This window comes from Roseibium aggregatum IAM 12614, assembly GCF_000168975.1.
Lineage (GTDB): Bacteria > Pseudomonadota > Alphaproteobacteria > Rhizobiales > Stappiaceae > Roseibium > Roseibium aggregatum.
Genome location: NZ_AAUW01000029.1, coordinates 48,987 through 63,426 on the forward strand (window position 1 = coordinate 48,987; position 14,440 = coordinate 63,426).

9 protein-coding genes and 1 pseudogene are annotated in these 14,440 nt (G+C 59.6%); 5 read left to right on the forward strand and 5 right to left on the reverse strand.

Translation table 11 applies throughout. The features are described 5' to 3' along the window. The first annotated feature begins 4 nt into the window (after positions 1-4). From SIAM614_RS30980 to SIAM614_RS28390, 3 genes are all read left to right on the forward strand, one after another. Positions 5-1,891 (forward strand): sensor histidine kinase, encoded by a 1,887-nt coding sequence (locus SIAM614_RS30980; RefSeq protein ID WP_006939974.1) that lies wholly within the window; start codon positions 5-7, stop codon positions 1,889-1,891. After that, entirely contained in the window at positions 1,866-4,058 is a 2,193-nt protein-coding gene (locus SIAM614_RS28385) for an EAL domain-containing protein (protein WP_006939975.1), read from the forward strand. Before SIAM614_RS30980 ends, SIAM614_RS28385 begins: the two co-directional genes overlap by 26 nt. A 299-nt stretch (positions 4,059-4,357) precedes the next feature. Next, complete coding sequence (locus SIAM614_RS28390; RefSeq protein ID WP_006939976.1) at positions 4,358-6,919, forward strand: GcvT family protein; 2,562 nt, start codon at positions 4,358-4,360, stop codon at positions 6,917-6,919. Positions 6,920-7,156: 237 nt separating this feature from the next. Here SIAM614_RS28390 and SIAM614_RS28395 read toward each other — a convergent pair whose 3' ends face one another. The 5 genes from SIAM614_RS28395 to SIAM614_RS28415 form a co-directional block, all read right to left on the reverse strand. Then, on the reverse strand, positions 7,157-8,395 hold the full coding sequence (locus SIAM614_RS28395) for a Tm-1-like ATP-binding domain-containing protein (protein WP_006939977.1): 1,239 nt from the start codon (positions 8,393-8,395) through the stop codon (positions 7,157-7,159). Positions 8,396-8,403: 8 nt separating this feature from the next. Continuing rightward, a complete protein-coding gene (locus SIAM614_RS28400; protein WP_006939978.1) occupies positions 8,404-9,891 on the reverse strand; it encodes an aldehyde dehydrogenase in 1,488 nt (495 codons plus the stop codon). An 8-nt stretch (positions 9,892-9,899) separates the two neighbouring features. Further along, a complete protein-coding gene (locus SIAM614_RS28405; RefSeq protein ID WP_006939979.1) occupies positions 9,900-11,420 on the reverse strand; it encodes a tripartite tricarboxylate transporter permease in 1,521 nt (506 codons plus the stop codon). Between the two features lie 7 nt (positions 11,421-11,427). Further along, positions 11,428-11,967 carry a tripartite tricarboxylate transporter TctB family protein gene (locus tag SIAM614_RS28410; RefSeq protein ID WP_040441386.1) on the reverse strand — a complete coding sequence of 180 codons (540 nt, stop codon included), beginning with the start codon at positions 11,965-11,967 and terminating at the stop codon, positions 11,428-11,430. Positions 11,968-12,033: 66 nt separating this feature from the next. Beyond that, positions 12,034-12,969, reverse strand: a complete 936-nt coding sequence (locus SIAM614_RS28415; RefSeq protein WP_040441402.1) for a tripartite tricarboxylate transporter substrate binding protein — start codon at positions 12,967-12,969, stop codon at positions 12,034-12,036. 269 nt (positions 12,970-13,238) lie between these two features. Here SIAM614_RS28415 and SIAM614_RS28420 point away from each other — a divergent pair, with 269 nt between their 5' ends. Together SIAM614_RS28420 and SIAM614_RS28425 are read left to right on the forward strand one after the other, a co-directional pair. Further along, complete coding sequence (locus SIAM614_RS28420; RefSeq protein WP_006939982.1) at positions 13,239-14,024, forward strand: IclR family transcriptional regulator; 786 nt, start codon at positions 13,239-13,241, stop codon at positions 14,022-14,024. Beyond that, positions 14,014-14,440 (forward strand): annotated as a pseudogene (locus SIAM614_RS28425) (HAD family phosphatase); the annotation flags it as partial. The gene SIAM614_RS28420 and the pseudogene SIAM614_RS28425, both read left to right, overlap by 11 nt.

Sequence of the window (14,440 nt, forward strand, 5' to 3'; positions counted from 1 at the left end):
CTCCATGGCCTACACCTTGGTCAAATTCAACAGAACCAGGTTCTTCCTAACCAGGTTTCTGCTTGCCGCTGCGCTCCTGTTTGTCATTCTCCAGACCTCCTTTTACGTGTCGGAGACGTCGAACTTCGAGGAGCGCCGGGCGTCAATACTGGCCGCATTGGAGCGCGCGGAAACCATCATCCAATCCGAACTGTCGGCATTCGCGACGGATCTTCACATTCTGTCTCACGACGACAGGCTGCTCGATTTCGCCCTCGGAAATGAGGACATGTATCAACCCACCTTGCGGGGGTTCATGTCCTTTACGGAACACAAATCTTCCATCACACAACTTCGTATCATCAGCGGCGAAGGCAAGGAAATCATTCGAGTCAACCGGAAAAACGGGCTCGCGCATGAAGTTCCGCAAGAAAAACTGCAGAAGAAATCTGGCAGATACTATTTCACCGAGGCTTTGAAGCTGAAGACGGGGCAAATCTATTTTTCCCCTATCGACCTGAACGTAGAAAACGGAAAGATCGAAAGACCCTGGCGGCCGGTGCTGCGTCTGGCGACCCCTCTTCGGGCTGAGGGGAATGGCAAGCGCAGCGTTCTCATCATGAATATCAACGCGGAAAGATGGCTGAACAATGTGATCCATACGCAAGCGGACACAGCGAGCCCGATTCAACTGGCAAACAGGGATGGATACTGGCTGCTGGGGGCTCCTGAAACCGAACTTTGGGGCTTCATGTTCGGACGGGAAACCCGTTTGGGCACGGAAAACCCACGGCTCTGGTCGTGGATCACGCAGCACGGCGACGGCGAATTTGATCAGGACGGCGTCCATTACGTTTTCCGCACGATCTTGAGAGGAAGTTTTGCGCCTTACCTGACCGAGCACATATCCCCGTCGAGCGGGAATGTTGCCCTGGTCGCTTTCTCCGAACTCCCGTCGCCGACAATTCCAGGGAGCTGGAACGTCGCATCCGCACTGCTCACGGCAGTGCTGATGGCTGCTCTCGCCGTGATCTGCTTCGGCTGGGCGCGGGCAGCCGAAGCACGTCACCTTGCGATGCAAGGCAAGGAGGCAGCACAGGCGGAAATGATCCGCCGGGAACGCCTGGCAAGCCTTGGTAGCCTCGTGGCCGGGATAGCCCACGAACTGAACACTCCGATCGGCAGCGCTGTCCTGGTTGGCAGCACACTCTCCAGCCGCTTCCAGGAATTTCTGGAGATGATCAAGTCCGGCAAGATCCTCCGGTCCGATTTGGAGGTCTTTGAAAGAGATCTCGGTTTCGGCATGACAATTCTGCTGCGCAACCTCGAAAGGGCTGCCGATCTCATCGGCCACTTCAAGCAGATGGCCATGGATCAGACCAGTGAACGGCGGCGCAAATTCGAACTCAGCGACTGTGTTCAGGACGTTCTGGCAAGCATCTCGCCGCAAATTCGCGGCAAGAAGATCGTCATCGTCCGGAAGATAGACCCCGGCCTCACGCTCGTTTCCTTTCCGGGCGCCTTGGCACAGGTGCTCATCAATCTCATCACCAATGCACAGATGCATGCCTTTGGCGACGACCAGTCAGGCCAGATCACGATCACCGGCAAGGCCGCCGGCAGTGACGAGATCGAGCTTGTTGTTGCCGACAACGGCCACGGCATTCCTGAAGATCTGAGACAGCAGGTGTTCGAACGATTCTTCACCACCAAGCTCGCTTCCGGCGGCAACGGACTCGGCTTGAGTATCGTTCGCAATATCGTCGAATCCGTTCTGGGAGGAACAGTCTCGGCCTCCAATGCGCAGGGCGGTGGCGCGACGCTGACAATCCGTTTCCCGAGAGTCTCCCCAGATGGCGCGACAGACTACGCACAGGAAAAAGTAGATGCCCAACCTCAGCAAGCAGCCTGACAGCCTTCTGGTCGAAGTGGTGGAGGATTGCTCCTCAGTCCACTCGCGCCACGCTGCAAAACCCTGGAAGATCCTCGTCATTGACGACGACCGGGACGTGCATGAGGCAACCTTCTATGCGTTGAAGGAAGAAACCTTTTTCGGTCGTCCGATCCAGTTGATACATGTCTATTCCGCATCTGAAGCGCGCGCCAGAATGGCCGAGTTCAGAGATGTTGCGGTGGCGATCATAGATGTGGTCATGGAAACTCAGACAGCCGGCCTGGATCTGATCCACGATATTCGGAAAGCCGGTCTCGAGGAGATGCGCATCGTCCTGCGAACCGGGCAGCCAGGCTTAGCGCCCGAGCTTTCCGTTATTGCCCGATACGAGATCGACGACTATCGCACCAAGACGGAACTGAACCGTACCCGTCTGATCACGGTCGTCACCTCCTGCCTGCGCATCTACAATCAATATCACGCGATCAATTCAAGCCGCAAAGGCCTGGAAATGATCATCAAGAGCGCCCGGGAACTGTTCAGGCCGACCAATCTGGAAATGTTCGCCTGGGGCATCTTGCTCCAGGTCGCCGCGCTGGTGAACTCCAGCCCGAAGGGCCTCGTCTGCGTCCGGCGAAGCGAAAGCTGCGTTCTTGAAAGTGAGGTGGTTTGCGCCGCAGGCCGGTTCCTGCATTTTACCGGCCGGCGCGTCAGCGACGTTCCCGAACAGGAGATCGTCAAGATCCTGAGCTCGCTTCCCGACCTGGAAGAGCCTGTGCTGTCCGGAAACTACCTGTTCCTCACGATCAGCAACAGGTCGCACCGCAAGCTCGCCGCGGTGATCGAGCTTGACGTTCCGGTCACGGAAACCGAAATGGCGCTGGTGAAACTCTACTGCGGAAACATCAAGATTGCCTTCGACAACATCTCGCTTGTCGAACGTCTGGACGAACTGGCCTTTCTCGACACCACGCTTCAGGTTCCAAATCTCAACGCCTTCTACCGGTCCTTCGAAGCCTGCCTGAAACACACGAAAAGGCCTTTGAGCCTGGGACTGATCCAGATCGACCGCTTCGACGAATTGATCGCCGATCATGGCCTGCACCTGGCACTGGAGTGCCTGCGGCAGATGCATGCCGCACTGTCGCGACTCAAGGGGCTGGAAATCGTCGCCCGGGTTGGGGATGGCACCCTTGCCATTCTGGGCGATCCAGATCAGCTCTCCAGTGAAGATATCCAGGCATTCCTCCAACAAAGCTACATGATCGAAGGGATGGAAATCGCTCCCTGTTGCCGGATGCTGTTCCGGAACCTCGACAAGAGCGAAACCTTCCCGCTCGAAATCCTTCGTGAGGCGGTGGCCGCCTTGCTTCATGAACGGGCTGCTGGCGTCGGCAAGGTCACCCACTACGATCAGAAACTAAGGTCCGATATCGAACGAAGGAACGTCCTGAAGGGCGCTTTGAAAAAAGCTGTCGAACAGCATGACGGCATCCTCGTCTACATGCAGCCCAAGATCGACCTCGAAAGCAAGACCTGCATTGGTGCGGAAGCCCTCGTCCGCTGGCAGTATGGCGACGAACTGATCATGCCGGGGGAATTCATCCCCATCTCGGAATCAATCGGCGCGACTGCCGCCCTGACCGAGATCGTGCTTCAGAAATCGGCTGAATGGCTCAAGGAAACGCCGCGAGAAAAAGGGTTCAAGATCTCGATCAACCTGTCCATGTACGACCTCAACCTGCCTGGATTTGCCAGGAAGCTTTTGCGAACGATCGAGAAGGCAGGCATGCCTGTGGAGACCTTCGAATTCGAAGTGACCGAGGGAATAGCCATGAAGAACCAGAGCACCGCGATCTCGCAGCTTCAGATGTTGCGCGAGGCGGGCAGCACCATCGCGCTCGATGATTTCGGAACCGGCTATTCCTCGTTGTCCCAGCTCCAGGCCCTGCCCGTTGATGTTCTGAAAATTGACCGCAGTTTTGTCGGCGATCTGACCGCGGACAACGCCCGGCACAGCATGGCGGCAATCATTTTGTCGACCACCAAGGCGCTGGACCTGCAATGCGTCGCCGAAGGCATCGAAACGCCCGAACAGGAACAGGCGCTGGCATCTCTCGGATGCACAATCGGGCAGGGTTACCTTTATGGAAAACCATGCCCCTTCGAAGTCTTTTCCTTCTGAAAGGCAAGGCAATGACCGGCTGGTCCTCTCTGGTGGCTCCGGTACGGCCAAGCGGCAAATTGCCTTGCCCGGAAATCCATGCCGGACGACGCGCAGGCAGGCGTTTTGTCCGGCCGTTCCCCCTCCTGGTGAAACCGTGATTTGAGCCGGCGTGTCGTGGCGATAATGCCCCATGACGCAATTACGCTATTTTGCCTTTCGATCAGTCGCGATACTGCCGCCACAAAACGGAGATCCGGTGCAGGCGCACGGACCGGAAGCAGACCGATTGCGTTCGGTCGATGAAAAAGGAATGAGACATGTCAGCGTTTCCTGACAAGGCACAGATCGTCATCGTCGGCCTCGGCGGTATTGTCGGAGCGTCGATCGCCCATCACCTCATCGAACGCGGCTGGACGGACATTGTCGGCATCGACAAGTCCGGCATCCCGACCGACATCGGCTCGACGGCTCACGCGTCCGACTTCTGCTACACCACCAGCCACGACTATCTGTCCGTCTGGACCACTCAGTATTCCATCGATTTCTTCGACAAGATGGGCCACTACGCCCGCGTCGGCGGTCTGGAAGTCGCGCGTACCGGCGACGACACCTGGATGGAGGAAATCAAGCGCAAGGTCACTTCTGGCAAGGCCTTCGGCACCAACGTGCGCCTGGTGACACCGGCCGAGATCAAGGAAAAATTCCCGCTGATCGAGGAGGACATGGTCCAGGGCGGCATGTGGGATCCGGATGCAGGCCTTGTCATTCCACGCTCGCAGACCGTTGCCGGCAAGCTGGTCGATGAAGGCGAGAAATCCGGCAAGCTGAAAGCCTTTGCCAACACCCCGGCCCAATCCCTCATCGTCGAGGACGGCCATATCAAGGGCGTGAAGACCCATCGCGGCACGATCATGGCCGATCATGTCATCGTCTGCGCCGGTCTCTGGGGCCGCCTGATTGCCGAAATGGTCGGCGAAGACCTGCCGGTGATGCCGGTCGACCACCCGCTGACCTTCTTCGGTCCGTACAACGAATTCGAGGGCACCGGCAAGGACATCGGCTATCCGCTGCTGCGCGACCAGGGCAACTCGGCCTACATGCGTGACACGGGCGATCCAAAGACCGCAGAAGGCGGCCAGATCGAGTGGGGGTACTACGAACCGACCCACCCGCGCATGTGCCACCCGCGAGATCTCCTGGAAAAGGATCAGGCTCGCCTGTCTCCTTCCCAGCGCGACCTGGAAATGGAACAGGTCATGGAGCCGCTCGAGCGTGCCATGGAACTGACGCCGATCCTGGGCGAAATCGGCTACAATGAAGGCCATTCCTTCAACGGCCTCTTGCAGGTCTCCGCCGCCGGCGGCCCGTCCTGCGGCGAAAGCCAGAAAGTGCGCGGCCTTTGGTACTGCGTTGCCATCTGGGTCAAGGACGGACCGGGCTACGGCAAGCTGCTGGCTGACTGGATCACCGATGGGCGGACCGAAATCGACCACGCGTCCATCGACTATTCGCGCTTCTATTCCCATCAGCTGACCGAGAAATACATCGAGGACCGCTGCTACGAAGCCGCGCAGAAGATCTATTTCCCGGCGATCCATCCGCGTGAGCCCTATCTGACGAGCCGCAGCGTCAAGCGGTCTCCGTTCTACGACCGTGAGGTCGAACTCGGCGGCTACTTCATGGAACTGGGCGGCTGGGAACGCGCGCATGGCTATGCCGCCAACGAGCACCTGCTGGAAAAATACGGCGACCGGGTTCCGGTTCGTGAAAACGAATGGGACAACCGCCATTTCTGGCGGGTCTCCAACGCCGAACAGCTCGAACTCAGCGAAAACTGCGGCATCATCAACCTGTCGCACTTCTACATGTTCGACGTCGAAGGCCCGGACCACGTGGAACTGCTGGAATGGTTGTGTGCCGCGAAGATCGGCGGCGATGCCAACATCGGCAAGGGTATCTACACCCACTTCCTCGATGACGAAGGCAATGTCCGTGCCGACCTCACGGTCTTCCGCATGGCCGACCGCTGCCGCATCGTCGACGGCGCAGACGCCGGCCCGCGCGACTACCACTATGTGAAACGCATCGCCGAGGACAAAGGCTTTGACGTCACGGTGACCGATGTCAGCGAACAATACACCACCATCGGCATCTGGGGCCCGAACGCCCGCGAGAACCTGAAGAAAGTGGTTGCCGACCCGGCAGCGCTCGATCCGGAAAACTTCCCCTTCGCGGGCATCCGCCAGATCGAGATCGCCGGCAAGTCCGTAATGGCCCTGCGCCTGTCCTACGTCGGTGAACAGGGCTGGGAACTGCACATGAAGTACGAAGACGGCCTGGCCGTCTGGGACGCGCTGCGGTCCACAGGCGTCATCGCCGTCGGTGTCGAGACCTACGCCAACTCGCGCCGCATGGAAAAATCCCTGCGCCTGCAGAACGCCGACCTCCTGACCCAGTACAACCTCTATGAGGCTGATCTCGCCCGTCCGAAGGTCAAGGAAGCCGATTTCCGCGGCAAGGCAAAGCACGTCGAATATCGGGAGCGCGACAAGCAGCCGGCCATGCTCTGCACGCTGGTGATGCTTGAAAACACCGATGCGAAGGGCGTCAAACGGTATCCGGTCGGCGCGATGCCGGTTCAGGATCCGGACACCGGCAAGACGCTGGTCGACAGCCTGGGCCGTATTTCCTACACAACCTCTGTTGCCTACGGCCCGACCATCGGCAAGAACATCGCTCTTGCCTACCTGCCGCAGGAATACTGCCAGGTCGGCCGCAAACTGAATGTCGAGTATTTTTCGGAAACCTACCCGGTCGAGGTCGCCGGTGTCGGCTATCAGCCGCTCTACGATCCGGAAAACCTGAAACCGCGGTCCTGATGACCAAGGCCCGTGGCAGGCAACGGCTTGCCACGGGCTGACGTCAGATCACAACAACAAGCAAAAGCCCCATCTCACGACCATAAAAAGCGCCGCCAGAGCAAATCGCGTCTTATCGGAATCGTTTTTTGCTACCTGAAATCACAGATTTCACCGCAAAACGCGATGCAGGGTTTTCCGGTAAACGCGACACGCTCTGACCGACGCTTTTTGCATTTTGAGCCCGTCGCGGCGGCCTCAGCCGCCCCGGACGACAATCCCCTCGTCAACCCATCTGTCGAAAACGCCAAGCGCTGCATCCGCGAAGGCCTGGTCGTTGATGTGGGCCGACACCTCGCTCATATCGACACGGCGGCCGGGAAAGACCGTCCTGACTTCATCGATGAAGGCCGCCAGCCCGTCCGGATCGTGGGCCTCCTCGCCTTCCCTGTCCCAGGCCTCAATGCCGCCAAGGGGCAGCAGGAAATGGGTCGGCCCTTTTGCCGCCTCCAGCCGGTCGGCGAGTGCATTCGCCCATTGGCGCCGCTCCCGCGGGTTGAAGACGGAACTCTTGATCAGCCGGTTATGTTCGTGGAACGGCCGGTCGGCATATTGCGCCGGGATCTCCTGCCAGCCGGCAAAGTCCACCAGATCGAGCGCGCCCGGCGCCACGATCTGCGGCGTGCCCTGCCTGCCCGCATTCTGCAGCCGATCCGGCCCACTGCTGACCAGTGACCCGGCCAGAAGGTTGCCGAATTCCTGCAGGCAGAAATCCATGACGCAGCAAAAGGCCCCTTCCCGCGCAAGGCTCTCGAAAGCCATGCCGCCCATGCCGGTGGAATGGAAGACGGCCACTTCGTAACCGCGTTCTTCGAGCGCCGGTTTCAGCAGTTTCATGTAGGACAGGCAACTGGAGCCGAGCGATGTCATCCCGACCAGTGGCTTTGAGCGATCCGGCATCTGCGCGGCTTTGGCAGCACCCAGCACGGCGCCCGCAGCCTGCGCAAGCGACGACTTGCAGATTTCATTGAGACCGTAAAGACCACCGGCCCACAGGATCATCTGGATATCCGGGGCCAGCCGTTCCGGCGGGATCAGCGGCGAGAAGCTGACCGTGGAGACAATGAATTTCGGCACACCCATCGGCAGCGCCTGCGCACAATCGAGTGCCAGATCCGTTCCCATGGTTCCGCCAAGCGCGATCATGCCGTCAATCCGGCCCTGCGCATAAAGGTCGGCAACAAGCTTCGCCGCGCCCTGCGCCATCACTTGAAACGCCTTGTTCTCATCGCCTTGCGCGATCACGTCCTCGATGGACATGCCGCCTGCGCGGGCAACCTCACGCTTGGAAATGCCGGTCGGTCTGGCCGGATCGCCCAGCACGCTGACATCCATCGTCAGCACCTCACCGCCCTGATCGCGAATGGTCCGCTCGATGAATTCCAGTTCGGCATTCTTGGTGTCGTAGGTCCCGATGGACAGGATCGTCTTGGTCATGTCTATCCTCAGAGCTGGATCCAGGCGGTCTTCAGGTCGACATACTTGTCGAGTGCGTGCAGCGACTTGTCGTGACCATTGCCGGACTGCTTCATGCCGCCAAGCGGCACGGTCATGTCCGAACCGCCGTAGGTGTTCACATGAATGACGCCAGACCGAACACCGGCAATCATCCGGTGCGCCCGGCCGAGATCGGATGTCCAGATGCCGGCTGCAAGACCATAGTCAGTACCATTGGCGATCCGGATGGCGTCTTCCTCATCCTTGAAGGCAGTCACGGCCAGCACGGGCCCGAACACTTCCTTTTGCGCAATCGTGTCCTGCGGCTTGACCCCGGTCATGACGGTGGGCGCCATGTAGTAGCCGCCGGTCTCCGTCAGTATTCGCCTTCCCCCGGTGTGGCGCTCCGCACCTTCGGCTTCAGCGGTTTCCACAAACCTCAGGTCGGCTTCCAGCTGGCTCAGCGAATGCACTGCGCCGATCTGGCTGGAGAGATCCAGAGGATCGCCTACCTTGAGCGATTCCGCTTCCTTGCAGATCGCGGCAACAAAATCGTCGTGAATGTCCTCCTGCACCAGAAGGCGCGAACCGGCGACGCAGACCTGCCCGGAATTGCGGAAGATCCCAGCTGCCGAGACCTTGGCTGCCTTGGCGAGATCCGGCGCGTCACTGAAGACAATGTTCGGCGACTTGCCGCCCAGTTCCAGATAGCAGCGCTTCAGGTTGGATCTGGCGGAATATTCAAGCAGCCGCCGCCCGGTCGCTCCGGATCCGGTAAAGACCAGAATGTCAACGTCCATCGACAGAGCCAGCGCCTCGCCGACAACAGCGCCTGGTCCGGTCACGACGTTGAAGACACCGTCCGGAACCCCTGCCTCCGACGCCAGTTCGGCAATTCTGAGCAGGCTGAGCGAGGCTGTTTCCGCCGGTTTCAGCACGATGGAATTTCCCATGGCGAGCGCCGGAGCAATCTTCCAGGCACCGATCATCAGCGGAAAGTTCCAGGGAACAATTGCCCCAACCACCCCCACAGGAGCCCGGTGGATGAGCCCCAGCACATTATCCGCAGTCGGTGCGATCTCGCCATAGATCTTGTCGAGCGCTTCCGCGTAATACCGGAAGGTTCCGGCGGCTGACAAAGCCTCGGCCTTGAAGGCCATGTTGATCTCGGTGCCGTTGTCGCGCACGCCGAGAACGGCAAGCTCAAGCGCTTTCGCTTCAATCAGATCGGCGAGCTTCAGCAGCACCTTCTTGCGGTGGGCCGGAGCGGCTTTCGACCAGCGGCCATCCTCGAACGCCTTGCGTGCGCCCTCGACGGCAAGCGTCACATCGGCGGCCGTTCCGCTTGCGATCTTCGTCAGCGGCTTGCCGTCGATAGGCGAAAGCACCTCCAGCGTTGCCCCGTCCCGGGACGCGGCAAAGGCCCCGTTTATAAAATGCCCCTGTTCGGCAACGGGTTGGTTGCGGAAGGCATCGATTCCGGCCTGATCAAGCATCTTGGTTGTTACCCTTGCTGGGTTGAAGTTTCGGAAGTGCCCTCTTCACGCTCCAGCCGCACCTTGTGTTCGCGGATGACCGCACGCACGTGCAGGACGAGAATGAGAATGATGACTATGAAGAGGATGGCGGCGATCGGACGGTCGATGAAGTCGAGCGGGGAATTCACCCGCGCCATGGCGCTGCGCAGCTTCACCTCCATGATGCCGCCAAGAACCATACCGAGGATGATCGGCACGATGGGCAGGTTGAGCCGTTTCAGCACCAGACCAAAGACGCCGAACCCGGCGGCAATCGCACAGTCGGTCACCGAGTTGCGCAGAGAGAACACGCCGACAAAGGACAGCGTCATGATCATTACCCCCAGGAACCGCGTCGGGATCTGGATGATCTTGAGCAGTAGCCCGGTGGACGACAGCAGGAAGATCAGCACGATGATGTTCAGCAGGATCAGCGCCAGATAGAGCGCAATGACGAAATCGAGCTGCCCCTGAAACAGTTGCGGTCCGGGAATGACATTGTGGACATAGAACACCGACAGCATCATTGCCGTCAGCGCTTCTCCCGGAATGCCGAGAGCAAGCAGCGGGATCATCGCCGCACCGGGCACTGCGTTGTTGGCAGCTTCCGACGCGATCAGACCTTCCGGTGAGCCCTTGCCGAAGAGGTCCGGATCCTTCGAGGTTTTCTGCGCATAGGTGTAGGACAGGAACTGGGCCGTGAATTCACCAACGCCCGGGATCATGCCCATGAGCACGCCGAAGCTGGAAGAAACGGTTGCCACCCGCTTGAAGGCGAACAGCTCCTTGAGCCCGGTGAAGAGATTGCCCTCGACCTTGGCTGATCCCGGGTGATGCTCCTTGTCGACCAGCAGCAAGAGCGCTTGCGAGATTGCAAAGAGACCGAGCACCACCACGATGAGATCGACACCGGAGGTCAGCCAGCTCTGGTCGAAGGTGAAGCGCTTGGTGTATTTGGCCGGCTCCAGACCGATGGTGCTCAGGAAGATGCCGAAACAGGCCAGCATGCCGGCGGCAAAGACCTGCCCGCGATGCGCGACCACCACCAGGATGATGCCCATCAACGCGGCCAGGAAGATCTCCCGGCTGCCGAAATGCGGTGCGATCATCGCCAGGATCGGCGACAGCACGATCAGGCACAGGATCGAGAACATGCCGCCGAAGAAAGACGCCGAATAGGCAAGCGACAGCGCCCGGTGCCCTTGCCCCTTCTTGGTCATGGGGTAGCCGTCATAGGTGGTCAGAGCATTGACCGCCGTACCCGGCGTATTGATCAGCACCGCCGGAATGGCCCCGCCGTACATGGAAGAGCCATAGACGCCGAGCAGCAGCGTCAAGCCGACAATTGGCTCGAAGGAAAAGGTTGCCGGCAGCAGGATTGCGATGGCGACCGCCGCACCGACACCAGGAATTGCGCCAATGATGACACCACCGACGGAGCCGATCACCAGGGCCGCAAGAACGTCCCATTGGGCAAGCATGGACAGGCTGGAGAGGATCAGTTCCATTCTTGCCTCACAGATAGGTCAAAGCGAAGGCGCGGATGCCGTCCGGCAGCGCCTCGTAGATGTGGCCGGCGGGAACCTTGACCTGCAAAAAGGCGCGGAAAATCACCACCACTGAAATACTGAAGACAACTGCCGCGCCCAGGTTGAGCGGCGTCGCCTCGCCGATCCGCACACACAGGAACAAGGTGAAGGCGAGTGTCGCCGGCAGATAGCCGATTTGCGGCACCAGGAGCACGTAGATCAGGAAATAGGCCACGAACTCGAACGACTGCAGCCAGAAGCCGACTTCGCGCCAGCGGCCCGGAATGCGTTTGGAGCAGAGCGAGCCGATGAAATGCAGGCTGGCGAACAGCACCATGCCGCCGATGGCAACGGACGGCCAGAGCCTCGGCTGGGCAAACCACTTGGTGCGATTGGCCCAGACCGTCTCGCCCGGGATCTGCGTCAGAAGAAACACGGAAAATGCCAGAAACAGGGTCGCAAACACGATGTCGCCGGGCCGGCGATAGCGTTTGAACAGTTCCTGCAGCGTCTTGATGCGGGCCAAGCCGAACCCTCCCTGGAACCTCAAGGCAACCGGCCGGCACAAGAAGCGCCGACCGGAAAGAGCGCATTACTGTTCGATCAGCTCGGAGATTTTCTGCAGAGCAGCAGCATCGGCCTCGATCTGCTGTTCGGACTGAACCGGGTCCTGCCAGTAGATCAAAACACCCGTCTGGCCGATCAGTTCGAGCGCCTGCGGCGACTTGAGCGCGGCCTGCGCGGCTTCGGAAATCTTGATCCGCGCCTCTTCGGGAACGTCCTTGTGCACGAACAGCCCGTTCCACAAGGCCACCGACAGATCCGGATTGATTTCCTGCATGGTCTGAACGTTCGGCGTCAGGGACGTCCGTTCCTTGCCGATGCTGGCCAGGATCTTCACTTCGCCGAGGCACGGCTGGATCTGCTGCAGTGTCGTGTTGATGACATCGACATCGCCGGAGGCCAGCGTGTTGCAGTTCAATTCGTCAAACGCCGCCTCGCTGGCAAAGTCGAAGCCGGAGGTCTTGGCGGCTGCGAAGGTAATCTGGGTGGGCGGCAGGAACGAGCCGAAATGGCCGAGAGCGACCTCATTGTCCTTGGCATAGTCCGCCAGCTCCGCCCAGGTGCCATAAGGCGCGTCTGCGCCGGCGGCAATCACGAACGGATAGGTCATGAAAATGCCGATCGGCTCGAACGGGTTCGGCGACAGTTCGGGGATGCCGATCTGCGGACCGCCAATCGGCACGTCGGTCACGAAGGAGCCGACCGTATAGCCGTCAGCCGGAGCCGTTGCGACTTCCACGGCCCCGGGGAACGGGCCACCGCCGCCGCCCGGCTTGTTCACCACAGCAGCCGGCACGCCGTACATTTCCTGAAACTTGTCCGCGATCAGGCGGGTCAGGACATCTTCCAGGTCTCCCGGAGGCCACGGAACAATGAACGATACAGGCTTTTCCGGATATTCAGCCAGAGCGGCCGTTGCCGACATCAACGTCGCGGCCGTCAGGGCGATCACATGTTTCTTCATTTCTACAGTCCCTCTTCTGGTCAGGTGACAGCCGGTCTTTACGCCGGTCTTGGTCATTTTTTATTTGCTTTGTTAATTATTGTGATCTTAAATAACTCGATGTCAACCTTCAATTGGAGTGCCGACGCTTTTGTTTGCCTTGCCGAAAGGTTCAAATAACAAACCGTCGGTTTAAAAATATATTGTTTCAAATGAAACTACATGTCAACATTATCCCGTCGAATGCTGGAATCTCCCTCCGGCACCTCCGTAAAGGGACAAGCTGAAAGATGGGCACGATCACAAAAGCGCTAAGCCTGCTGAACCACTTTTCGGCGAGCCGCTCGGAAATCGGCCTGACCGAATTCCGCAACCTGTCGGGCCAGGACAAGGCAACCGTTCACCGGCACCTGAGCGAACTCACGGCGAACGGTTTTCTGGAGCAGAACCCCGGCACCAAAGGCTATCGCCTCGGCCCCGCCATCCTGCGCCTAGCCGCTGTCCGCGAACGTCTGTTTCCGGCACGCCGGCTGGTGGCACCGCTGGTGGAAAAGCTGGCAGGCGAACTTGGAGAGCTGGTGCATGTTTCTTTGAGGGAAGGCGACCACCTGTCGCCACTCTACCATTTTGACGCCCTCATTCACGGGACGCGGGTCTATTTCGACGAAGCCGAACTGCTGCCGCTGCACGCCACCGCCTCCGGCCTTGCCATGCTGGCCTTTGGTCCGGTCGATCTGCTGCCGAAGCTGTTGAAGACGAAGCTCAAGCCCTCCACCGGCTACACCATTACCGACACCGAGCTGCTGAAACAGGCGGTCGAACAGGTTCGAAACGACGGCATCGCCTTTGTCGATCAGGGCTTTGAGGAACACGTCTCTTCCTTCGCTTCCCCGGTCTTCGGCGACTTGCCCGAAGCCGTCGGCACCATTGCGGTCGCCGCCCCCACCGTCCGCATGACCGAAGAACTGAAAGCGAAAATCCGCTCTGCCCTGCCGCTTGCGGCGACGGAAGTCACCGAAAAACTCGGCGGCGTTGTTCCTGTCGACTTGAGAAGGATCTGGCGCAATGCCGCATGACACGAAGGCACTTGTGCTCGACTTCGGCGGGGTCGTTACCCGCACGATGTTCGAGACCCACGACCTGACCGAACAGGCCCTCGGCCTTGCCCCCGGCACCCTCACCTGGCGAGGGCCGTTCGAGCCGGAAACGGACAGTCTCTGGCAGGCAATGCAGCGGGACGAGATTTCCGAACGCGACTACTGGCACCGGCGCACACAGGAAATTGCCAGACTAACCGGCAACGACTGGACGGAAATGGCCCAGTTCGTGAAGGCAGCGCGCGGCGCTGATCCCGATGCCGTCATGCGACCGGAAGCCCTGGCCGCAATCGACATTGCCCGTCAGGCGGGCTGCAAGCTTGCGGTCCTGTCCAACGAGCTTGACCTTTTCTACGGTGCGGACTTCAGGAAAAAACTCGCTTTTCTGGACGATT